This window comes from Acidobacteriota bacterium, from assembly GCA_018001935.1.
Classification (GTDB): domain Bacteria; phylum Acidobacteriota; class JAAYUB01; order JAAYUB01; family JAAYUB01; genus JAGNHB01.
This window is the reverse complement of sequence record JAGNHB010000034.1, coordinates 25,997-49,699: the sequence shown is the minus strand read 5'-3', so window position 1 is coordinate 49,699 and position 23,703 is coordinate 25,997. Positions and strand designations below refer to the sequence as shown.

The window sequence follows — 23,703 nt, the reverse complement described above, 5'->3', positions numbered from 1 at the left end:
CATTCACACCCCGCCCGGATAAAAAAAAAGGGAGGCTTTCGCCTCCCTTTCACGCGTCAGTGAAGTCTTGCTTACTTCTTGGGAGCAGGCTTCTTGGCCTCTTCCTTCTTGGGCTCTTCCTTGACCGGTTCCGGAGTCACGGTGGGCTCGGGGGTCACGGCGGGTTCCACGGTGGCGGGCGGGGTCACGGGCTCAACCGGAGCGGTGACGACCGGAGCGGGCGGGACGTCCGTCGGAGGAGCAGGAGCCTCTTCCTTTTGGCAGCCGGCCAGGACCAGAAGGCCGAAAACCGCGATCACGGCGAGCAGAAGAACTTTTTTCATGAAAAACCTCCTAAAAAAGTTAATTTAATGCCTTCATCAAAAACCAAATGATAAACGAAGTCTAATGGCAATGCAACAGGAAATCAACAAAAAATTGAGTCCGGGGAAGGATTTTTCAGCTCCCCGGCGCTCAAGACCAGCCGGGTCCCGCAGCGGGACGCCAGGTCCGGGTTGTGGGTGACCAGGAGGACGGTGGTGAGCCGGGTCCGGGTCATTCCGAATACATACTCCATCACCCGGTCGCCGGTTTTCGGGTCCAGGTTGCCGGTGGGTTCGTCCATGAGCAGCAGGTCGGGGCCCGTGATCAGCGCGCGGCCGATGGCCAGGCGTTGTTGCTCCCCCCCGCTCAGTTTCCCCGGACGGCTGCGCCGGCGGTCCGCCAACCCCAACTCCTCGAGAATGCCCAGGGCGCGCTCCCGGGCGGCCGCCTTCCGTTCCCCGCGAATCAGCAGGGGCATGCAGAGGTTCTCCTCCGCGTCGAACTCCGGCAGGAGGTGGTGAAACTGGAAGACGAAGCCCACGTGGCGGTTCCGGAAATCCGCCCTCGCTTCCGGGGACGCGGCGAAGACGTCCCGGCCGCCCAGGAGGACCCGCCCCTCGTCGGGGGCTTCCATGGCCCCCAGGACGTGGAGCAGGGTGCTCTTCCCCGACCCCGAGACCCCCATGACCGAGGCGAAGGCGCCCCGCCCCAGCGTCAGGGAAACCCCCTTGAGGACCTCCAGACGCCCCCTGCCGTAAGGGAAGGACTTCCGGATTCCTTCCACCGCGAGGAAGACCTCCCCCGGGGAATCGTCCACCGTCGTCGGCCGGGCCTCACTCATACCGGATCGCCTCCACGGGGTCGATGGACGCCGCCTGCCGAGAGGGGATGAGGGTGGCGGCGAAACTGATCAGCATGGCCGAGGCGGCCACCAGCGCCACGTCCAGGAAGCGGGTCTGGAAGGGCAGCCAGGGGATGGCGTAGACCTGGGCGTCCAGGCTGATGAGGCGGTAGCGGTCGCACACCCAGGACAGGCCCACCCCGAGCGCGGTCCCCAGGACGGTCCCCACGGCGCCGATCAGGAGACCCTGGTGGATGAAGACGGCCATGATCTGCCGCTTCCGGGCGCCCAGCGCCCGGAGGATGGCGATGTCCCGACTCTTCTCCATCACCATCATCACCAGCGTGGTGACGATGTTGAGGGCCGCCACCAGGACGATCAGGCCGATGGCGAGGAACATCCCCCACTTCTCCAGCTTCAGGGCGGCGAACAGCGGGCGGTTCGTCTCGATCCAGTCGGTGGTGTCCAGCCCCTTTCCCAGTTTCGCCTCCAGGGCCGAACGCAGTTCACCGACATGGTAGATGTCCTCCACCCGGAGTTCCACGGCGTCCGCGGCGTCTTCTTCGAGCCCCTCGAGCCGGCGGGCCTGGCCGATGTCCACGTAAGCCCAGGTGTTGTCGAAATCGAACAGGCCGGTTTCGAACACCCCCGCCACGTGGAAACGGGTGATCTTCGGCATCACCCCCAGCGGGGACAGGCCGCCCTTCGGGACAATGACGGAGAGCGGGTCGCCCGGCCCGACGCCGAGCCGCCGGGCCGATTCGACCCCCAGGAGGATCTTCCGGCCGCCCGAGAGGTCCTCGAACCGGCCCGACTTCAGGTGAACGAAGGAAAGGGTGAGCGCCCGCTCCGTCGAGGGTTCGACCCCCTTGAGCACCATCCCCGTGGCCGAGGCCCCCGACCCCGCCATGGCGTGGACGTAGACGGCGGGCACGGCGTGGCGGACCCCGGGCACCTCCCGACACCGGGCCGCCACGCCCGCGGCGTCCGGGATGGCGCGGGACCCCGCCGGCAGGACGGTGATGTGGGCGGTGGCGCCGAGGAGCTTCCGCTGGAGGTCCTGGCTCATCCCCGTGTACATGGACAGGATGAAGATGAGGGCGGCACAACCCACGGCAATGCCCAGCACCGAGATGAGGGTGATGAAGGAGATGAGGACCTGCTTCCGGCGGGCCCTGAGGTAGCGTGTGGCGATGAAGAACTCGAATCGCATCCCGTTTGCCGTGGCGCCGGCTTCAGCCGGCGTGCCTCCCGTTTCTTCCTTCGGCATCGATCTGGCCATCGATCACGACGGCGCTGCCGAGCCCGATCCCAAACCCCTTGACTAACCCTGTGGAACCACGGGTGCAACCGTTTCCCCGCCCTCCGTCGCCTCCGTTTCCTCCCCCTCGCCCCGTTCCCCCGCCGCCTTCGGCTTCATCAGTGGGAACAGGATGACGTCCCGGATGGACGGGGAGTCGGTCAGCACCATGGCCAGCCGGTCGATGCCGATCCCCTCCCCCGCCGTGGGCGGCATGCCGTAGCTGAGGGCGCGGATGTAGTCCTCGTCCATCATCTGGGCCTCCTCGTCGCCGCGCTCCCGCTCACGGACCTGCTGAAGGAACCGCTCCTCCTGGTCCGCCGGGTCGTTCAGCTCGCTGTAGGCGTTGGCGATCTCCATGCCGGCGATGAAGAACTCGAAGCGGTCCACGAAACGGGGGTCGTTCGCGGACTTCTTGGACAGGGGCGAGAGCTCGATGGGGTACTCGGTGATGAAGGTGGGCTGGATGAGCTTGTCCTCCACCACCGCCTCGAAGAGGAGGCCCAGCAGCTTTCCGTAGGGCATCGCCTCCCCGGCCTCGATCCCGGCCCGCTCCAGGGTACGCCGCACACCCTCGGCGTCGTCCAGGTCCGCCGGCGCCGGGGCCTCGCCGCCCCGGTCCCAGAACTTCACGATGGCCTCGCGAAGGGTGAGGACGGTGAAGGCGTCGAAGTCGAGGACGTGCTCCTTGAACCGAAGCTGCCGCAACCCCGCGACGGCGTCCACGACGTCCCGAATCATCTCCTGCGTCAAGGCGATCAGGTCCTGGTAGTTGGCATAGGCCTGGTAGAACTCCAGCATGGTGAACTCGGGGTTGTGCTGGGTGGAGATCCCCTCGTTGCGGAAGTTCCGGTTGATCTCGTAGACCCGCTCCATGCCGCCGGCCACCAACCGCTTCAGGTAGAGCTCCGGGGCCACCCGCAGGTAGAGGTCCATGTCCAGGGTGTTGTGGTGGGTGATGAAGGGCCGGGCCGTGGCGCCCCCCGCGATGGGGTGCATCATGGGCGTTTCCACCTCGAGGTAGTCCCGGTCGTCGAGGAAGCGGCGCAGGGTCTTCACGATCTTCGCCCGCTTCCGGAACACCCCGCGGACCTCCGGGTTGACCATCAGGTCCAGGTAGCGGCGCCGGTAGCGGATCTCCACGTCGGTGAGACCGTGCCACTTCTCGGGGAGGGGGATGAAGCACTTGGCGAGGAAAGCCAGTTCCTTGACCAGGATGGTCAACTCGTTGGTCCGGGTGCGGAAGAGGGGGCCGGCCACGCCGACGACGTCTCCGATGTCGAGGTTCCCGAACAGTTCGAAGGTGGCCTCGTCCACCTCGTTCTTCTTCACGTAGACCTGGATCCGGTTCTCACCGTCCGAGAGGGCGCAGAAGGAGGCCTTGCCGAAGCCGCGGATCGCCAGGATCCGGCCCGCGGTCCTGACCTGCGGGGGGTCCTGCTCGAGGGTGGCGGCATCGAGGGAGGCGTAGCGCTCCACCAGGCGGCTCACCGTGTGGGCGGCCTCATAGCGGTAGGGGTAGAGCGGTACGCCCATGCGGGCGATCTGCTCCAGCTTCGTTTTCCGGGTGGCGACCTGTTCGGATTCGGGTCCGCTCAGCTTCATGGTGTCCTTCCTGGGTGGGGTTGACGCCTCACGGGCGCGAGGGGAGGTAGTGCTTGTTGATGGCGTCGAGGATCCCGTTGATGAACTGGGTGGACTCCTCGGTGCTGAAGCGCCGGGCGATTTCCAGCGCCTCGTTGATGACCACCGTCGTGGGGATCTCGTCCTCGTGCAGAAACTCGAAGACCGCGATGCGGAGGATGTTGCGGTCCACCACCGCCATGCGCTCGATCCGCCAGTGCTCGGAGTAGCGCTGGATCAGCGGGTCGATCTCCTCCCGGTGCTCCAGCGCTCCCCGGTAGAGGAAATCGGCGTAGTGGCGGATATCCGCCGACTTGGGGTGACGCTCCCAGAACAGCTCCACCGGCGGGACCACCGACGTCGGCGTCAGGTCCGCCTGGTAGAGAAGTTGCAAGGCGCACTCACGGGCTGTTCTGCGGGCTCCCATTCGACACTCCGGCCGCGGCGTTCACGGCGTCTGGAAATTCTTCATCAGGTTGGCGAGTTCCACGGCGGCCATGGCGGCGTCGAAGCCCTTGTTCCCGCTCTTGAGCCCGGCCCGGTTGATGGCCTGCTCCACGGTGTCGGCCGTGACGACGCCGAAGGTCATGGGGACGCCCGTCTCCAGGGCGACCTGGGCGATGCCCTTGGTGACCTCCGCGCTGATCAGGTCGAAGTGGGGCGTGTCCCCCCTCACCAGGGCCCCGAGGCAGACCACCGCGTCCCACTTGCCCTGGAGCGCCAGTTTCTTGGCCGCCAGGGGGATCTCGAAGGACCCCGGCACGCGGAAAACGTGGATGTCCTCGTCATCAGCGCCCGTCCGGAGGAGGGCGTCCACGGCGCCGTCCAGGAGCCGGGAACTGATGACGTCGTTGAAGCGGCTCACCACGATGGCGACCCGCAGGCCGGTGGAGTTGAGCTGTCCTTCGAAGATCTGGGGCACGGCGACCCTCCTTCGGAATCTGGGCCGCCCGCACGCGATCGGCACTGCGGGGCGCACCGGACGGCCTGGTCGTAACCGCTCATTATAGGCCGGAAAGCCGAAAACACAACCTTTTTTTCATCCGCTCGTGGCGGTGCCGCCCCAGCCGGCGCGCTTCCAGGGCCCTCAGCGCGACAGCGTCGCGGCCAGGATCCGGCTGTCGAGGCCGTCCACAACCCCGTTGCCGTCCAGGTCGGCCTTGGACGCCGTGGACCGGAAGGGCGACCGCCGCTCCACCAGGTTCCCGGCCAGAAAATGTTCCAGAATCAGCAGGTCGTCGATGCGCAGGGCCCCGTCGTTGGTCAGGTCGCCGGGGACGAGGCCGGTGCCCCGGGCCCGGTCCGCCATCTCGTAAACCCCGGCCAACTGGTATGTCCGCCCGATCACGCTCTCGGGCATGCAGTAATCGGCCCCCGACCAGTCCGCGGGCGGGGTGTTGGCGGGGTTGTCCGGCACCCCGGTGAGCGTCGCCAGAGCGGGGTCCACCAGGACCGTGTAGGCCTTCGCCGGGTTGATCCGGACCCAGGCGCCGTTCGCGTTCCACCCGTCGAACAACTGGTGGATGTGGAAGCGGTCCGGAGCGGTCTGAACGTGGTCGCTGACGGACGCCAGCACCATCCCTTCCAGACCGGGGATCGCCTCCAGGGCGTTCTCGTAGTGACGCACCGCCTCCCGCAGCTCCCAGAAGTCCCGGGCCTGGGACGGGGTGGCCAGCGCAGCGGGCCAGTTCCCCGAAAAAACGTCGTGCTCTGCCAGGGCCTCGGTGACCGGACGCGAGTGGTACACGAGGCCTCCGACGGTGAGGGTCGACAGGGGGAAATCCTCGTCGAGCCCCAGAACACCGTCGCCGTTGAGATCGGGGGACGGGGAGCCGTCGGGGAGGGTGACGGTGGTGTAGACGCCGTCGTGGTTCCCGTCGTGAAAAACCGGGTAGATCGCCCCCGGCTGGTAGCCCAGGTCCGAGAAATCCGCCGGGCAGACCAGGGGCGCGTACCCAAGGTACCGGGGGTTGAAGAAGGGCCCGCCGGCGGGGAATTCGGGGCGGTACTTCACGGGGCCGAAGTCCGCCAGGGTCGCTTGGCTGGAGGCCGGCGACTCCCACTGCACCACCCAGTGCAGGTGCCCGTCGAGCTCGGCGCCGTGCACGCCGGCGACGGCCAGGCAGAGGTTGCCCCCGTTGGAGAGCCCGATCAGGCCGACGTCGTCCGACCGGACCGGAACCGGCGAAAGCTCGGAGATCCTCCGCCCGAGAGTGTCTCCCGTGACGCCCGAGGCCCAGAGCAACACGTCCCTCAGGGCCTGGAGGGTCCCGGCCCCGCGGAAATCGAACACCCCGTCCGAGCCGTCCGGGCGGGACGGGTCGTTTCCGCCGGGAAAGAGGAAGTTCACCACGACGAGGTCGTCCGCGTTCAACTGGAACGGATTGGTAAGGTTGCTGCCCCCCACCCCGCCGGGGACGACCACGACCACGGGGGAGCCGTCCGGGTACCGCTCCCCCCGGGACGGGGGGAAGCAGGCCCGCACGGCCAGGGAGCCCCCCGGCACCCCCGTGCCCGCGGAGGGGACCCTCAAATCCACGCAGACCGGTGCGGCCGCCCCCCCCAAGGCGGAAGGACCCGGACTCGCGGCCTCCACCGCAAGACACGCCAACGCAAGCCCCAAAATCAGCCGCAAAATGGTAACTGATCGACTCACCGGCTCCCTCCCGCCCGTCCGTTTGCCCTGAGAATCCGACACTCCCCATTATATCCGCGCCGGCCGGAAAAGGTGACCATGACGATCCCACGATTCCGACAAAACCGCGGGCCCTGGCCCACGACCGGCGGCCTTGCGCGTCCGCTCGCGGGCGGGCCCGGAAACCCCGGGCCCGGGGGACCGCGTCCCGGCCGGGTCCGCATTACGCTTGAAAACCATCGCACTTCGGTATATTTTCGGGTGTCGAGCCAGCGCGGGAGGCCCCCGACGCCATGGGTGGAAGACCGGCCCCGGTTTCCGCCGCGAACGCGGGCGTCCCGCCGGACAATACGGCCGGGGGACCCTCGATGGGCACGCGCGAGACACACCACCCGGGTCAGCCATGAAGACCGGGGATTCCACCGAAAAACCCGCGCCTTCTCCCGGGCCCGTCGGGCCGGGCCCTGGCGGGGGCGGCCCCGGGGCCGCGGGGAAGCGTCCGGGGGATCGGCACGGCCGGATCGGCTCCGTCCCCACCGTCGTCCTGGTCACCACCCTCTGTTGGATCCAGCTCTTCCTTCCGGCGTTCGGACGGGGGAACATGCTCTCCCTCACCGAGTGGACCTCGGATTCCCTCTGCATGTTCCTGCCCTGGCAGGACCTCCTCCGCGACCACCTGCCCGAGGGGCCCCTCTGCCTGTGGAACCCCTTCAACGGGCTGGGACAGCCGCACTTCGCCAACCTCCAGAGCGCGCAGCTCTTCCCCCTCACCTGGCTGCGGGTCTTCCTCGGCCCGGGGCCCGGCTCGTTCGCGGAGTCCTGGCTGAAGACCGTCCTGGCCGCCCTCAGCGCCCTGCTCCTGTTCCGGAAGCTCCGGCTCTCGCCGGGGACCGTCCTCGTGGGCAGCCTGACCTGGGCCTTCCTGCCGCACTTCATCGCCTTCCTGGGCTGGCCCCTGGGCAGCGCGGAGATCTTCATCCCCGCCGCGCTGGCCTTCACCGTGGACTACCTGGACCGCCGGCGCTTCCGCTCCGTCGTCTGGCTGTCCCTCACGCTGACCCTCCAGTTCTTCGCCGGGCAGGTCCAGACATGGCTCCCCACGGTCATGCTGGTCCTGGCCTGGTTCGCGTGGTTTTACCCCTGGCGGCCCCTCGGCGGCCGGCGCCTGGCGGACGCACTCCGCTTCCTCGCCTTCCTCCCCCTGACCCTCGCCCTGTCGGCCCCCCAGATGCTCCCCTTTCTCGATTACCTGTTCGACAGCCAGGCCTTCGCCCTGCGGACCCGGTTCAACGCGTCCTGGAGCCCCCTCTCCAACTTCGCCCAAATGCTCATGCCCGCCTTCTTCGGCACCCCGGCGGCGCAGAACGAGTGGGGGCTGTCCGGCCTCCGGGTCATGGTCATGTACGCCGGCGTCCCCGCGCTGGCCCTCTTCGGCGTCTTTGTCCTCCGGAAGGGCCCCCGGTGGGAAAAGGCGTTCTACCTGGGCGGGATCGGGGTGTTCGCCCTCTTCTTCCTGCGCTTCCCCCCCGGGCTCACCACGTGGCTGCTTCACCTGACGCCCCTCGGCGCCACCGGCTTCCTGAAGTTCTTCCCCTTCTTCAACCTGCTGATCCTCATCCCCGCCATGAAGGCCCTGGACGCGTGGGACTCCGCCGCGGACCGCCGGACGCTCGGGTGGGTGTCCGCCGGCATGATCGCCGCGGCCGTGGCCGCCCAGGCCGCCGTCCTCCCCTTCACCCGGGCCCTGGACCTGTGGGCGTGGCAAGCGGCCAATATGCTCCTGCTGGCCGGCCTGCTCCTCGCCCTGGCCCTGGCCCTGGGCCGTGCGCACCGTCTCCCCCGCCCCCTGCTGGCGGGCCTCCTGGCCGCCCTGGTCTTCGTCGACTTCCTGCCCGTCAACCGGAACTTCGTCGAACACGGGCGGGTGGACGCCCTGCTCCCCGGTCTCCACGACGTTCGGGCGCTCCTGCCCAGTCCGGGGACCGGCCAACCCTACCGGGTCTTCGCCCCGGACATCCCCCCCGAGATCAACCTTCTCTTCGGCTTTCACTCCGTCAACGGCTACGACGCCCTGACCCCCGCCCGGACTTTCCGGCTCCTGGCCTGGATGGACCACGGCCTCTCCGAAGGGTACGGCACGCTGGAACCGACGGCGGAGAGCCTGACGGTCATCGACCGGGGGACGCTCCACCGGTGGTGGTTCAAGCGCCTCTTCGAGATTTACGGGAAGGGCCGGATGGCCTCGGTGCTGGCCCAGCCACGGCTCGAGCCGGCCACGCGGATGGACGACCGGGACGTCGCCCGGCTCCTGGCGGTGCGCTTCGTCCTGAGCAGGCGTCCCCTGAGCGACCCCGAACTCCGGCCGGTGTCCGCGCGGGGACCCTGGCGCCTCTACGAACTCCCGCGGGCCTGCCCCCTGTACGCCTTCCACCCGGAGGTCCGTCACGCGGGGTCCGCGCGGGAGGCCTGGAACGCCCTGCGTGCGGACCCGGGGCTGTCGGTGGAGCGGCCCGTGGTCCAGGCCGCGGGCCCGCCCCCGCCGGCCTCGCCTCCCCCGGCCGGGGAAGCCCCTCCGCCGGGACCGTCGGAACGTTCCGTGCGGGTCCTGCGGCGGGAGTGCGAGCGGGTCGAGTTGAGCGTGGACGCCCCGGGGAACGGTTACCTCGTGGCCCGGGAACTGTACGACCCGGACTGGGCGTGCACCGTGGACGGGGTGGAGCAGCCCATCCTCCCCGCCGACGTCGCGTTCCGGGCCGTCCGGGTTCCGGCGGGAGTGCACCGGGTGACCTTCCACTACGCCCCGGCGTCCCTGCGAACGGGATTCGGCCTGGCCGCCCTCGCCGTGCTGACGCTGGCGGTCGCGGGAACGCTCGGGAGGGTCCGGCGGTGGCGCCGGGGAAGGCCCCCCGCCTGAGCCGCGCCCTCAACGGACCGACAGGGACAACCCGCCGGTGTGGGCATTGAACTCGGGGGCCCACCAACTGAGGACGTGGGCGCTCCCCCCGGTGAAGCGGCCCCGGTGGACCGCCCGCAGACGGTACTCGAACACGTGGGTCCCCCGGGTCACGCCGTCCAGGAAGGCGTGGACGCCCCGGTCGTGGGAGGTCCGGACAGGGCCCCCGTCCCACGTGCCGAAGCCCCGGGCGGTGCGCACCGTCTCGAATCCCGCCAGGCCGTGGTCGGTGAGGTGGACGAAGGAGAAAAAGCGGTCCGCCGTCACTTCGATCCGGACCACCACCTCCTCGCCGACCCGCACGTCGCCCTCCAGGGGCACGAGCCCCCCCGCCCCGTCCCGGAAAAGGCTCTTCCGCACGCTCAGTGCTTCGGAGCCGTAAGGCCGGAGCCGGTTGAAGCACTCGAGGTACCGGCGGTGGACCGCGGCCCAGGCGGGGAAGGTTCCCGCGTTCCGCAGGCGCAGTTCTGAACGGGCCCACACCGCGGCCCCTTCGAAGCGGTTCTCGAAAAGGCCCGTTCCCGATTCCGGCAGGCCGGGCGGCACCCGGAAGCCGTTGTGGCTCACCTCCAGGGGCGGCGCCGGGGCGAGCCAGTCCCCGCCGCACCGGGTGAGGGCCCAGGCGCGGTCCAACGAGTCCTCGGCCTGCCACAGCCGCTGTACGCGGAGGACGTTGAGGAGCCAGGTCCGGGCGGCCACCACTTCCCGCTCGAACCCGCCCACCTCCTGCATCGCTCCCACCACCTCGGCGAAGTCCCCGAGCTGGGGTTGGACCCAGGAAGCCCGGCACTCCTCGAACCCCGGCCAGGTCAGGCCGCGTCCGGCCTGGTAAACCCCACGGCCGACGAGGTGGGCCAGGACCGCCCGGGCCCGGGGGCTGTCCCCTTGCCGGTGCAGCGCCGAGGCCAGGCGGGCGAGGCGGGTCTCGTCGTAAACGGCCAAGTGGCGCGCCCTGCCCGGGAGTCCCCCCAGGCGCCGGTCCAGGAAGGCGATCGCAGTCTCCTCCATGGGCTTCTCCGCAAGGAAGAAGCTCCTCGCGTGGGCATAGTCGATGTCCCACGTTTCCAGCGCGGCATCCGCGGGCGACTGCCGGCAGTTTTCGGTAAAGTCCCGGTCCAGCCCCTCGATCAGGGGAAAGGCCGCTTCCCAGGCTTCGCGGGGAAGCCCCGCCTGCTTCAGTTTCCCGAAAGCCCGTAATCGATCGACGGCGAGGGGGAAGCGGGCATACCAATCCTTGGCCGGCGGGGGGGTTCTCGCGGCGTCCACCCGGCGACGCAGCTCGACCCGCAAGGCCGCTTTATCCGCCAACAGGGCCAGGTCCCGGGCGATACGGGCGTCCAGGGCGGCATCGGAAACCCAGGGGGTCCGGGAAAGGGGACAGGGTTTCAGGTCCTGGTGAAGGCTGAGACGGTCCGGCGGGGACGCCGACCCGAGCCACCTCCGGACATGGGGGCCCAACGCCGGGATGCCCCGGGTCAGTTGCCAGGCCATCGCCTTCTGGAACAGCACTTCGACGGGGTCCTTGCCGGGCTGATCGTGGAAGCGGATCAGGCGGACGGCCCACCAGGCGGGGTTCGACGTTCCGGACACGGTCAGGCTCACCGGCTGGAAGGTCGGGGAGAGGGTGCGTTCCCACGCCACGGTCCGCCCCGCGCGCGCGTCGAGGCACAGGGCCGCCGACTCCAGCACGTCCACCCGGTCCGGCAGGACGGGAATCGACCGCTCCTCGCCGTCGGAAAGCGCCCCGGCGATGGCCCTCGCCCGGCACCGGAGCACGGCCGCACCGACAGGTACCCTCAGCCGCCAGGCGAAGGTCCGGGTCTGCCCTGGCCGGAGCGTGAAAGGCCGGCGGGACGTCCCGGCGAAGGGGTAGACCTCCCGGGGGGCCGCTTGCCCCGAACAACCGTGGGAGAAGCCCAACTGCCCCGACAGGGTCGCCGACCCGGCATTGGTGACGGACACCGTCATCTCCAGCTCGTCGCCGACCCGGAGGAACCCCGGGGGCAGGATCTGGACCATGAGCGGTTTCGCGGTAACCGCCGTGCCCTCCAGGAGACCGGAGGACAGGTCGGGCCCGTGAGCGAGGCCGAGAAATCGCCAAAGCGTGTGGGAACGGGGCATCCGGAGGGGGATCGTCACCACGCCGTCGGGCCCCGGGACGAGGTGGGGGAGGAAAACGGCCGTCTCGCCGAACACCGTGCGGTCGGGAACGGCTGCCAGGGGCTCTCTACCCGTCCGCGGGGCAAGGCCGGCAGGAAAAGGGTCGTCTTCCCCGGCCGAAGCCCCGGAGGCCCCCAAGGGGTCGACGACCCGGGTGGGAAGGCCGGCCGAAGCGGAAGGCCGTTCTGCGGCCGGAACGTAAACGACATCCGCGGGACGGGCCGCCCGGGGGTCGATCCACCGCAACTCGCCGAAACCGGGAAGCCAGCAGGCGATCCGTTCCCAGGGCAGGCCCCGGTGGTGTTTCGGGCCCGGGAACTCGCTCACGTCGAGGAAATTGGAGTACCCCCCGGCGAGAGACGAAGCCTCGGAACGCAGCAGGCTCGCCGGGTCGGCCAGGGAGTGGGGGGGAAGCCCGCCCCACTGGTCCCGGGAGGCGTCACAGAGGACGGCGAGCATCTCGGTGTCCTTCGAGGCCCCCGCAGGGCGGCGGATCCTCAGCGTCCAGGTCTCCGCCCCGCCGGGCTGAAGGTCCGGACGGAACCGTTCCCACCGAAGATCCAGCTTGCGGTCGGTCCAGGGAACGTCCACCCGGCGGTCCACCTGGTAAGCCCGCCCGTCCCGGACCAGGGTCACCCGGAAGTGGAACCCGCCCCGGTCGGCCGCCCCCACCGGGTACTCCACCACGTGCTGGGTCCGCCCGGGGTCGAGCCAGTCGGCCCGGACGCGCCGGTGATCCCGCAGGACCTCCACGAGCAGCGGCCCCCGGTCGAAACCGGTGGCGCAGACGGCGCGGAAGGTCTGCCCCGCCTCCACCCGCAGGGGACCGGCGGCCACGAGAAACGGGGTGGGGATCGCGCACCGGGCCGCCGCCGGGTCGATCACGACGAAGGTCGCCCGGGAGGTCACCGGGCCGTCGAACGCGTCCTTGAGCCGGACCTCGGCGCGGTAGACCCCCGGCGGCAGCGCAACGGCCGCCGCGTGCACCCCGTCCGTGCCGGTCGAAAAGCGCCGGGAGACCACCGCCGGCCCCGAAGGCCAGCGGGTCCAGTCGGCGGTTTCCAGGGTGTCGGGGGCGGTCCGCTCCTCGCCGATGAACTCCGGCTCGAAGCTCTCCGGAAGATCGGTGAGTTCGGCGGGGACCGGCCGCGCCGGGGCCCGCAGCAGGGAGACCCGCAGGGTCCCCGCCGCCCGGACCGGTTCTGCCCCGGCATCCCGGAGACTCACCGTGATACGGACCGGTTTTCCCGTCTCCTGGAGCGCGTCCACCGCCACGGCCGCCGCCACGCCCACCCGTTCCACCCGGACCCGGCATTCGCCGTCCCGGGTCTCGCCCGAGCCCGCCGTGACCTCGGCGATAATCCGGTACAGGAAGAATTTCAGCCGCTTCCGCTGCAACCGATGGTCGGGGACCGCCCGGAACAGGACGCGAAACGACCCCGATCCGTCGGTCTTCGCTTCGCCCCGGGCGATTTCCACTCCCGGGTCGGATTTCTCGAGCCGATGGGGACGCAGGGGCTCCCGAAGGAGGGGATCCAGGCGAAACACCCGGTACCGCACGGACGCGCCGGCAACGGGCGCCCCGGAGAGGAAGACGGCCCGGCCCGGCACCGTGACGGTTTCACCGAGGCGTGTCTGGCCGGGGGGCCCCAGTTCGACCCGCAGGGTGGGAGGACGGTCCGCGTCCAGGGCGAGACGAACCTCCCCGGCGGGGTCCGACGAGACCAACCATAGCGGCCCCGCCGCCTGGTGGGGGGGAATGTCGAACCCGCCGGAGAAGGACCCGAACCGGTTCGTCCGGAAGGACCGCGTTGCGAGGGGCCCGCTCCCGCCGCTCTCGAGGCGGACCGACACTGACCGCCCCGGGAGGACCCGGTACGACCCGTCGACGGGGTCGGCGTGGACGCAGATCCCCTTGAACCGGACGGTCTGCCCGGGACGGTAGAGACCCCGGTCGGTGAAGAGGAGGGTCCGGGGCACGTTCCGGGGAAGGGTGCGCGGGCGGCAAACGGTGCAGGACTGGAGCTGCACCAGTTCCGAACCGTCCGTCGCCCGGGCGTGGAGGAGGACCCCCACCCGGTCGCCGGCGCCGTGGGAAACGGGTCTGGCGGGCGGCAGGACAGGGAAGGCGAAATACCCCCCGGCGTCCGTGACCACCGGGTTCGGGAACCGGCCGGCCTCGGCGCCCTGCGGCGTCACCGCGTCGATCCGCACCCCGGCCAGGGGCGCCCCGGTCCCGATATCGAGGGCGTACCCGTCCACCGTGCCGCCCAGGTCCCGGCTCAACAGGACGAAACGGCTCACCTGGAACTCCGCCCGGAGGGGCATGCCGCTTTCACCCCGGAAGTCCGGGTCCGTGGAGGCGAAGAGCAGCCAGGGGCCGGGGGGAAGGGCGGAGGTCTCCACCTCGCACCGGACGGGGCCCACACGCCGGCGCGCGGGGAGGTCGACGCTCCAGGCCCGTTCGGGGGGACGACGCAACAGGGCCTGGTACTCCTCGAAGGACAGCGACGTGTCGATCGCCTTCAGCCGCCGTGCGGACCGGTCACGGTAGATCCGGAAGTGTAGACGCTCCAGGTTCCAGTGTTCCACCCGGAAACGGGCGGGGCCGTCCGCGGCGCAGACGTGGTCCACCATCAGCTTGCAGCGGGGTTCGAGCATCCGGCACCGGAGGGCCAGGCATTCGCAGCCGCCGGGCCGGTCTTTGGAGGATCCGGGGTCGCCGGCCCGGGCCGCCCGGAAGCTCTCGTCGTAACGGCCCAGGTCGTAAAGCTCCTTCCCGAGGCAATAGGAGGCCCTCTGCCGGATTTTCCCCCGGGAGACGGCAACCAGACGTCTCAACTGCTCCAGGTAACGCGCGACGAGACCGCTCCCCTCCGCCGTCTGGCGCAGGTACTTCAGGCGCTGGAGGTCGTAGTTCCAGACGGCTTCCGTGTTCCCGCCCCGGGCATGGAAGCGGAGAAGTCCCTGGAAGAGGGAGAGGGCCCGGAACCGCGGGGAGCTCGGATCGGTCACCCGGGGGACGAAGGACAGGAAGCGATCCACCGGGCCCAGGGCGTCGGAGTCCGCCGGGACCTCCACCGGGTCCTCGGGGTAAGCCGCCACCGTGAATTCCGACTGGTGGAACGCCAAGAGGTGGGACGCCGCCACGTCGAACAGGGTGGGCAGGAGCCGGGGATCGACGTTGCGCTCGCCAAGAAAGGCGAGGTAATCGACCGTCTTCTGGCGCTTGAGCAGGTCCTCGTCCCGGAGCAGCTCGTCCTGCAGCCGGAGAACGTGCCGATAGAAGCGGGCCGGCCCCCAGGCGAGGGGGTCTTCGCCGGTGAAGCGCCGGCCCGGCGATTCCCTCCGTTGGTCCTGGAACACCTCCAGGAGCCTGGACTGGTGCCAGTTGAGCACCACCAGCCGCAGGAGGGGGCGCATCCCGTCCGGGGCCGCGGCGGCGTCCCGGCCGAGGCGGCAGACCTGCTCGGCGAACCCCATCCGGTACCTCACGGCCTCGGCCGTCCGGAGGGCCACCAGGGCACGCACCGCCTCCCCCCACCGCCGCCCCTCCCGGGCCGATGCGTGGATGAGCTTCAGCGTGCCGCACGCGGGGTCGAAGTCCTCTCTCCCCAACTGTTTCGCCGTCTCCTCCCACACCTTGTCCGGGACCGGGGGCAAGGAGGGCAGCCGGGGTTCGGGCAGGAACGGGAACGGCGTCCCTTGGCGGACCCACAGAAAAAGGCCCGCCGTGAGAAGGGTCAGGAGAAGGAGGGTGCGTCTTTTCATTCGGGCCCCCGGATCAGAAGGTCAAAGAGATTGACACCGGAACCCGGATTTCTTTCCCTCTTTTTTTATCTCCCGGGGAATTTCGTCAGCCACGGAAAACGGCACAGACCACAAGCTGGGAAACACATTGATCGCGCTCGCGCACCCCTCGGTCCCGAATCACCCCGATACGGTCTTCCAGCCACCGGCAGGATACGGTCGGACCAAGCCGCTGGCGAAGAACGGGGCAACCATCACCGGTCCGACGGTTTCCGGCGATCCTCAAGCGGACCCTCTCCGGGACAAGGGCAATTCTCTTGATTGGCTCAGTGCATTCCCGGGCAGGGCCCTTCCAGCCTGAGGCCCGGGTTGTGGCGGGTTTTAACTTGGCGAGAGCCGATCCGGATCCTGATCTCGCCAAGGTGCCAAGCTCGCAAAGGAGGAGAACAAGTGCCAGACAGCAGCCAACTCCTATAGATTCAGATAGATATAAATACTGATGCCCTCGTGAAATGTCCTGATTGTGATCTCACGGAGGCACGGAGAAGGATCATAAGGATTGTTGATTCCAATAATCCGATTTGCATTTCTCCGTGCCTCCGTGCCTCTGTGAGAGAAAAGGGCTTTTTGCGAACGCATCATATTCAGAAAGCGAAGGTTACGAAATTCGGTTCATGGTCGAATGGACGGCGACCCCGCCCCCCCGGTACATGAAGGCCCGCAGAAGCCACTCGAGCGGGCCGTAGTCGAAGCGGCGGAGCCAGAGGCGGCTGAGGACGATCTGCGCGCCGAACAGGGCCACCGCCAGGAGCAGGTTCACCGCGTAGCTCGTCCGGTAATACAGACCGAAGCCGTAGGCGTAGAACAGGGTGGTGCACACCACCGACTGGAAAATGTAGTTGCTCATGGCCGTGCGCCCCACCGGGGCGAACCATCCCAGAACGGTTTTCCAGCGGCCTCCGTAGTGCAGCAGGACGATCCCCGCGGCATAGAAAAGGCCCAGCGCGGGGGCCCCGATCTCCTGGCCGAAAATCTCCAGCAGTCCCAGAACAGGCCCCGCCCGGGACGGAGACAGGATGCCGTACAGGCTCAGGGCGTTTCCCGCCAGGCCGACAGTCAGCGAAACCCACATCGCCCGGCGGACCAGCCCCAGGTGCTCCTTCAGCGACCTCACGAGGCCCTTCTTCCAGCACCAGAGGCCCAGCAGCAGCATCGCCAGCAGTTTCCAGCCGACGTACAGCAGGGACTGGTACTGGGAAATCGTTTCCTGATAGCGCAACCTGAAGATCTCCGTCACGCTGCCGCGCCCGTAGACCTGCACATTTTCCTGGATGTACTGCCGCGTGCGCTCCTGCCGCATCTTCTCCCGTTTCTGGACCTGCTCCGCCCGGGCCGGCGGGCCGGCCGCCGGTCGCTGAAGAACGTACGGCGCCATCATGAGCACGGGCACCAGCAGCACCGCCAGGCCCGCCGTCAGGACCACGGCGGGGCGGAGGTAGCAGAAGGCCAGCAGGACGACGCCCAGGAGGGCATAGTTGCCGATGTAGTCCCCGGCGTAGAACAGCAGGGCGTGGCTGATCCCGATGAGGAACAGCCCCGCCAGCCGGCGGAGATAGAGCGACAGGAACGGCCCGTTCCGCTCCCGGGCCCGATCGAAGGTGATGGCCATGCCGATCCCGAACAGCAGGGCCAGGATCGAGAAGAACTTCTCGGACACGAGGAAGCTCGTGATGGAGATAACCCAGCCATCCGTCGGGCTCAGCGTGCCGCCCCGCAGGTCGAAGATCGCCCGGACGGGGTGGCTGTAGAACTGGACGTTGATCAGCAGGATCCCGAAGATGGCGAACCCCCGGACGATGTCCAGGACCGGGACCCGCTCCGAAGGCCTGACCGGGCCGCAGGTCGTCACCGGGGGGTTGTACTCTCCGTTCGTCTTTCTCATGCCCCTTCCACCCAGGCCGGGACGGCCCGTGGGAACCTCGACGTTCGTACGCGCCGTCCCGGCGCGGACCCAAACCCCGCACCACTTGCCCATCCGCCTTCCACCCGGGCCGGGACGGACCGTGGGAACCGCGTCAGCGACTGGCTGACCGTATTTTCTGCAGCGCGTCCTTGCCGTTCTGGTTGTTGGGGTTGAGCTCCACCGACTTCTCGTAGAACTTCACCGCCTGGTCGGTGTCTCCGGCTTTCAGGCACCCTTCCGCCAGGCTGTCCCAGGCGTTCCAGGACCCGGGGTAAAGCTCCGAGGTCAGGCGGAAGACCGTGACGGCCTCCTTCGGCTTGTTCTCCTGGAGCAGCCGGTAGCCCTGGGCGTTGAACTCCATCTCCAGGAAGTAGTACCTGGAGGGTTTCCGCCCCCGGTCCGCGACCACTTCCCGGAAAGCGTCCGGGGCGGCCCCGGCGCAGGCCAGCTCGTACACGCGGTTCGCGGCCGAGGTGCTCCCGGTCAGCAGGCACCAGATGGCCATGAGGGAGGTGTTGTGGGCCCGGGGGATGAGCCCCGGGCTGTTCACCAGGCCGGGAAACTTCGTCCGGAGGTCGTATTCCGCCATCAGGGCGTCGAGGTCCTTCCCCGCCTTCACGTCCCGGTTGATGCCCTCCCACAGGACCCGGACGTAGTTGACCCGGTCCTCGAACCCCTTCGCGCTCAGGTCGCCGTTCCAGTGGCCGGGGACGTAATCCTTGATCTGGTCCTTCTTCGCCAGCAGAAGGGTCCAGTTCTCCAGCAGGAGGGGGAAGTCGTGGGGGATGCCGGGGCGGACCATGAAGGACTGCAGGCAGCCGGGCGTGTCCGTCAGCCAGATGTCCGCCATGGTGTCGCCGGTCATCAGCAAGCCCTGGCGGGGCACGAAGATCGCGATGTCGGAGGCCGAGTGCATCCCGCCGATGTAGTACAGTTCCAGTTTCTCGTCGCCCAGGTCGAGCGTCATCCGGTCCGTGAAGGTCTTCGTGGGGACCGGCGGCACCTCCCCGGATTTCATGGCGTCAAAGAGCAGCCGGTCGACGACGAGTTCCTCGCGGAGCCGCTTCCCTTCCGGCGAGTCGGCGGGCTTGGCGGCCGCTTCCTTCTCCAGCTCGGGCAGCCGCTGCTCGTACCACTTCAGGGCTTCCTTCCGTCGCTCCAGGGCGGCCTTGACCGCGTCCCCGCAACGCTCGTGACCGATGATGACACAGTCGGCATAGACACCGTTCCCGCCCGTGTGATCGATGTGGTCGTGAGTGTTGATCAGGTACTTGAAATCGTTTCTTTTCAACTCGCGGGCGATGACCTTGCGGACTTCCCGGTCGAGGACCGGGTTGCCCAGGGTGTCGATCACCACGATCCCTTGCGCCGTGGGGATCGCCACGACGGCGGTGGACGAGATGTGATCGCCGAGCCAGACACGGATGGCCGTGTCGCCGAGTCTCTGGACGTGAAGGGGAAGCCCCGCCACGTCATCGGCAAGCACCAGGGTCGTGCCCGCCAGCAGTACCAGCGGAACCATCCAGCCGGAAATCCTCTTCATGACAGCATCCTCCTGTTTCCCGATGATGTCGGTTCTACGCCGCGCCCCCCGCTGGTCGTGGCGGCAGGCGGATGAGCGGCGACGGGCCATGATGAGTGTACGATCGGCGGGACGGATTGATTCAGCTTTCACAACCCGGCGGTCGCCGGGAAAAGAGAGGAGAAGGGGCGAAAAGGGGTTCGTGACACCGCCGGGTCAGTCGGCGCCGGGGTCCGCGCCGGGTGGACGGCGCCGGACGTCACGTTTCGAGGGGGCCGGTTTCCTCGGCAGCGGTGTTCAATTCCCGGGCCATCATGCGGATCAGGTCGGCCCGGCTGACGATGCCGACGAGTCTCCCGTCTTCCACCACGGGCACGGGGTTGCACCGTTTCCGGACCATGATCTCCGCCAGGTGCTCCACCTCGTCGTCGGGCTCGGCCACGATCACCTCTTCCGACATGACGTCGGTGGCCACGGTCCCCAGCATGTGCTTGAGCCGTCTCTGGTAGTGCCGGGGCGTCTCGAGGGGGATGATGCCGTCGAGGATCTGGATGAAAACCGGCAACTCGAGGCGGGTGTTACGGACGATCAGGTCGGTTTCGGTCACCAGGCCGACCAGGTTTCCCGCCCCGTCCACGACCGGAATGCCGCTGAGCCCTCCCTGGTCCATCAGGCGGGCGATGTCGTTCACCGTGGCGTCACGGTCCACGGTCACCACGTCGATGCTCATGATCTCCCGGACTTTCATGGGGCCTCCTTCCAGCTTCGGGTATCCCTTGCGGCGTTCCGCCGGGCCGGTGCAAACGAGTTTGACGGGCTCGCAAAAAACCGGAAGGCAGACAAAAAGCGTCTGCAAGGACTTTTTCTGAGACATCACCCGGAGGGTGAGGGTACTTCTTGCGGCCCCATCCCGTTTGCCTCACCTTGATTGTGCCGGGGAGGCGGGAGGCTGTCAAGACGAAAGTGGGCGGGGGCCCGGGCTTCCGGAGCGCCGCTTTCCCCGGACCGCGCAGGCCGCCGGAGCGGCGCGGCGGGGCACGCCGCCGTCCCCCCGCCCCCCCGGAGGAGGTCGAAGGTGAATGGAAGAGAGCCACACACACCGCCTGACCCCGAAGGGGTCGAACGTGAATAGAATGTGCGCGCCACCCCGCCGTCCGACCCCGAAGGGGTCGAACGTGAATAGAAAAAACGCCCTTCCACCCCCCCGACCCCGAAGGGGTCGAATTTGAATCGCCCTCTCTCCAGAAACAAATTCGCAACATGCCAAGAAAAAAGAGGTTGCGAAATGCGGTTTCTGGTCGATTGGACGGCGACCCCGCCGCCCCCGCTACGCACATTCGACCCCTTCGGGGTCGGGTCGATCGCTTGGCGCCTTTTCCTATTCACGTTCGACCCCTTCGGGGTCGGGGGGGTCGGTCCTCGTCGTGTTCTATTCACGATCGACCCCTTCGGGGTCGGGGTGTTGCTTGTCGCCCCTTTCTATTCACGTTTGACACCCCCGCAAACAGTCGCATTTTACCCGCGAATCACGCGAATGAACGCGAATCAGAAATCAACAATCAATAGATATTATTCGTGTTATAAATTCGCGTATATTCGTGTGATTCGCGGGAAATCTCCCTTTCGCGACTTTTTTGCGGGCTCAACACGTTTGACCCCTTCGGGGTCGGAGGCGTATCGCGTTAATCCTGTAAATCCTGTCCATCCTGTCTTTTCCCGCCCCGCCCGCCTGCCCGTCCCCCGTTTCGCGACGGCGCAACCGGGGAGGCCTGGGACCGCGTGAAATCCCGCCCCTCCCCGAATTCCCTTAATTGCCAATGTATAAATCCCCTGTTCCGGGGTATCGGAGAAATCCCCCCCTGAAACCGGGAAGAATCACCGTCAAGGTTGGACAAAATACGCGGGAACGCATCGGGGAGGCCCTCCCGGCGGGGGCGCCTTCTCAGAGCGGACGGACGGCGTGGACCTTGAAGGCGGCGATCAACCGGTCGCCGACGCCCCAGCCGCGCTCCCGGAGCGAGCGGAGGGAGATGCGGGCCGTGAGGGCGGCCCCGCTGCAGTCCAGGGTCACGTCCGCGTCGGAACCGGCCAGCACGATGGACACCACCGTGCCCTGCAGCCGGTTGCGGGCGCTCGTGGCCACCGCCGCCTCCGCCAGCACGATCTCCCCCGGCGGGACGTGGACCATGGAAGGGCTCCCCTCGGGTGGGGTCATCTCGATCTCGAGGGCCCCGGAGCGGAAGAACCAGCCGTCGTCCCGGCGGGAGGACTCCCCCCGGAACACGTTGACGGGGTGATACTCCGCCAGGCGGCCGTCCAGGATGCGGTAGAGACGATCGGCAAGCCGCAGGGCCTCCTCCTCCCGGTGCGTGGAGAAGAGGGTGGTCCGCCCCGGTTCCGCTCCCCGCGCCCGGAGGGCCGTTTCGACGCGGTTGCGGTTGTCCTCGTCGATGCCGGCCAGGGGCTCGTCCAGCAGCAGGACCTCCGGTTCCGGCAGAAGGGCCCTGGCCAGGGCGGCCAGTCGGGTCTCCCCCCCCGACAGCCGGGGGGCCGGACGCGACGCGAGGTGTCCGATCCGAAGGGACTCCAGGACCTTCCCCGCCCGCTTCAAGGCATCCTCCCGCGACAGGCCGGCCGCCGGCGCCCCCAGCACGAGGTTCGCCGCGACCCCCATCCGGAACATGACCGGGTTCTGCTGGAGCAGGAGGACCCGGGAGGGTCGGTTGCCGGGGGAGAAGTAGGCCCCGTGCGGCTCGCCGTCGTAGAGGACCTCCCCGGTGAAGTCGGCCGAGAGGCCGGCCAGGACCCTCAGGAAGGTGGTCTTCCCCGTCCCGTTCTCCCCGAGGACCGCCACCGCACACCCCGGCTCGAGGCGCAGGCGCTCCACCCGGAAAAGGTCCCGGCCATCGCGGCGGATCATCACGTCGTTCAGGCGGATTTCCACGCACCCCTCCCCCCGCCGCGCGCGACGAGGCGAACGGCGACGTTGAGCAGCAGGGCGACGACCAGGAGGACGATCCCGAGGGCCAGGCCCAGGGCGAACTCGCCCTTGGACGTCTCGAGGGCGATGGTGGTGGTGATGTTGCGGGTGATGCCGCGGATGTTGCCGCCCACCATCATGGCGCAACCCACCTCGGAGATCGCCCGCCCCAGGCCCGTGAACACGGCCACCGCCAGCGCCCCTCTCGCCTCGTTGAGCATCAGGGCCAGGCGGCGGGGCCCGCGGACGCCCAGCGACCAGGCCTCCTCCCCGAAGCGGGCGTCGATCTGGGCGAAGGCGGAAGCCGCCAGGGAGACCATCAGCGGGGTCACCAGGAAGGTCTCGGCAAGGGTCATGGCCGTCGGCGTGAAGAGCAGGTCCAGCGTGCCCAGGGGCCCTTGGCGGCTCAGGAGCGTGAAGGTGAAGAGCCCCACCACCACCGTCGGGACGGCCATGAGGGTCTGAAAAACCGACAGCAGCACCCGCCGGCCGGGGAAGCGCCCGTTGACGAGCCCCCAGGCCAGGGGAACGCAGAGGGAGGCGGACAGCAGGATGGCCGCCAGGCTCACCGTCAGGGAGATCCGGACGGCCGACCAGAGGTCCGGGTCCGCGGACGTCAGCAGTCGGAAGGCCTCCCGGAGGGCGCCCAGCAGGAAATCCATGCTCAGCCCCCGATCCGGGACATGCTGGACGTGCACTTCCGGAGGCAGGACCCCGCCCGAAACCCGTCGACGATCCGGTGCTTGTGGGCCACGGCCTCCCGCAGGGCCGCCAGGAGGCCGTCGTCGGAAGCCCCTCCCCGCAGCAGAGCGCGGAGGTCGATGTCGCCGTCGTGAAGAAGGCACGCCCGCAACCGGCCGTCCGGGGTCAGGCGGAGCCGGTTGCACCAGGCGCAGAAGTGGCTGGACAGCGGGCTGATGAAACCCACCTTTCCCCGCCCCCCCGGGAGGCGGTAGGTGCGGGCGGTCGACGTGTCGCCGGGGCCCTCCTCGGGGCCTTCGAGAGCGTAGCGCGCCGCGATCGCCGCCATCACCTCCCCGTTGGGGACGCTGCGCTCCCCCGCCCCCCGCTGGTTCCCCGCCTCGCCCACCGGCATGAACTCGATGAAGCGGACCTGGACGTCCTCCCGGCACGCCAGCGCGGCGAAGTCGGGCACCTCGTCGTCGTTGAAGCCCCTCAGCAGCACCACGTTGAGCTTGACGGGAACCAGCCCGGCGCGCGCCGCCTCCCGGACCCCCTCCAGGGTGTCCTCCAGCCGGCCTCCCCGGGTCAGGTCGCGGAACCGCTCGGGCCGGAGGGTGTCGAGGCTCACGTTGACCCTCCTCAGCCCGGCGTCGCGCAGGGGGCCGGCGAAGCGGGCGAGGAGCGCGCCGTTGGTGGTCATGCCCAGATCGCGGACCCCGCCCACCTCCCCGAGGGACTGCACGAACCCCACGATCCCCTTCCGGACCAGGGGCTCGCCGCCGGTGACCCGGAACTTGTCGACCCCGAGGCGCAGGGCCAGACGGGCGATCCGCAGGATCTCCTCGTAACGGAGGACGTCCTCGTGCCGAAGGGCGGGGACCCCTTCCGGCGGCATGCAGTACTGGCAACGGAAATTGCAGCGGTCCGTCACGGAGACGCGCAGGTAGTTGACCCGGGGCCCGGCGGAAGCTGTCGGAGTCGAGCTCATT

At 68.7% G+C, this 23,703-nt stretch carries 15 protein-coding genes; 1 reads left to right on the top strand and 14 read right to left on the bottom strand.

What is annotated here, in order from left to right; translation table 11 throughout:
• Nucleotides 1-71: 71 nt before the first annotated feature.
• From KA419_13250 to KA419_13220, 7 genes are all read right to left on the bottom strand, one after another.
• Nucleotides 72-323 (bottom strand): hypothetical protein, encoded by a 252-nt coding sequence (locus tag KA419_13250; GenBank protein ID MBP7866903.1) that lies wholly within the window; start codon nt 321-323, stop codon nt 72-74.
• Nucleotides 324-406: 83 nt separating this feature from the next.
• On the bottom strand, nt 407-1,144 hold the full coding sequence (locus KA419_13245; GenBank protein ID MBP7866902.1) for an ABC transporter ATP-binding protein: 738 nt from the start codon (nt 1,142-1,144) through the stop codon (nt 407-409).
• Nucleotides 1,137-2,414: a lipoprotein-releasing ABC transporter permease subunit gene (locus KA419_13240; GenBank protein MBP7866901.1), complete on the bottom strand. Its 1,278-nt coding sequence runs from the start codon at nt 2,412-2,414 to the stop codon at nt 1,137-1,139. The genes KA419_13245 and KA419_13240 overlap by 8 nt, the downstream gene beginning before the upstream one ends.
• Nucleotides 2,415-2,468: 54 nt before the next feature.
• The gene (gene lysS / locus KA419_13235; GenBank protein MBP7866900.1) at nt 2,469-4,049 is read right to left on the bottom strand and encodes a lysine--tRNA ligase; all 1,581 of its coding nucleotides are present in this window, start codon (nt 4,047-4,049) and stop codon (nt 2,469-2,471) included.
• 28 nt (nt 4,050-4,077) lie between these two features.
• Nucleotides 4,078-4,494, bottom strand: a complete 417-nt coding sequence (gene nusB, locus KA419_13230) for a transcription antitermination factor NusB (GenBank protein MBP7866899.1) — start codon at nt 4,492-4,494, stop codon at nt 4,078-4,080.
• 21 nt (nt 4,495-4,515) lie between these two features.
• Nucleotides 4,516-4,989, bottom strand: a complete 474-nt coding sequence (locus KA419_13225) for a 6,7-dimethyl-8-ribityllumazine synthase (GenBank protein MBP7866898.1) — start codon at nt 4,987-4,989, stop codon at nt 4,516-4,518.
• 165 nt (nt 4,990-5,154) lie between these two features.
• Nucleotides 5,155-6,606, bottom strand: coding sequence for a hypothetical protein (locus KA419_13220; GenBank protein MBP7866897.1), 1,452 nt, complete (start codon nt 6,604-6,606; stop codon nt 5,155-5,157).
• Nucleotides 6,607-7,105: 499 nt separating this feature from the next.
• Here KA419_13220 and KA419_13215 point away from each other — a divergent pair, with 499 nt between their 5' ends.
• Nucleotides 7,106-9,616: a YfhO family protein gene (locus KA419_13215; protein ID MBP7866896.1), complete on the top strand. Its 2,511-nt coding sequence runs from the start codon at nt 7,106-7,108 to the stop codon at nt 9,614-9,616.
• 9 nt (nt 9,617-9,625) lie between these two features.
• Here the strand turns inward: KA419_13215 and KA419_13210 are convergent, their stop codons facing one another.
• From KA419_13210 to moaA, 7 genes are all read right to left on the bottom strand, one after another.
• A complete protein-coding gene (locus tag KA419_13210) occupies nt 9,626-15,586 on the bottom strand; it encodes a hypothetical protein (GenBank protein ID MBP7866895.1) in 5,961 nt (1,986 codons plus the stop codon).
• 637 nt (nt 15,587-16,223) lie between these two features.
• Nucleotides 16,224-17,507, bottom strand: a complete 1,284-nt coding sequence (locus tag KA419_13205) for a DUF418 domain-containing protein (protein MBP7866894.1) — start codon at nt 17,505-17,507, stop codon at nt 16,224-16,226.
• Nucleotides 17,508-17,640: 133 nt separating this feature from the next.
• On the bottom strand, nt 17,641-19,071 hold the full coding sequence (locus KA419_13200) for an MBL fold metallo-hydrolase (protein MBP7866893.1): 1,431 nt from the start codon (nt 19,069-19,071) through the stop codon (nt 17,641-17,643).
• Between the two features lie 238 nt (nt 19,072-19,309).
• Complete coding sequence (locus KA419_13195) at nt 19,310-19,798, bottom strand: CBS domain-containing protein (GenBank protein MBP7866892.1); 489 nt, start codon at nt 19,796-19,798, stop codon at nt 19,310-19,312.
• Between the two features lie 1,194 nt (nt 19,799-20,992).
• The gene (locus KA419_13190; GenBank protein MBP7866891.1) at nt 20,993-21,994 is read right to left on the bottom strand and encodes an ABC transporter ATP-binding protein; all 1,002 of its coding nucleotides are present in this window, start codon (nt 21,992-21,994) and stop codon (nt 20,993-20,995) included.
• Nucleotides 21,979-22,692 (bottom strand): ABC transporter permease, encoded by a 714-nt coding sequence (locus KA419_13185; GenBank protein ID MBP7866890.1) that lies wholly within the window; start codon nt 22,690-22,692, stop codon nt 21,979-21,981. The genes KA419_13190 and KA419_13185 overlap by 16 nt, the downstream gene beginning before the upstream one ends.
• Nucleotides 22,693-22,694: 2 nt before the next feature.
• The gene (gene moaA, locus KA419_13180; GenBank protein MBP7866889.1) at nt 22,695-23,702 is read right to left on the bottom strand and encodes a GTP 3',8-cyclase MoaA; all 1,008 of its coding nucleotides are present in this window, start codon (nt 23,700-23,702) and stop codon (nt 22,695-22,697) included.
• Between the last annotated feature and the right edge of the window lies 1 nt (nt 23,703).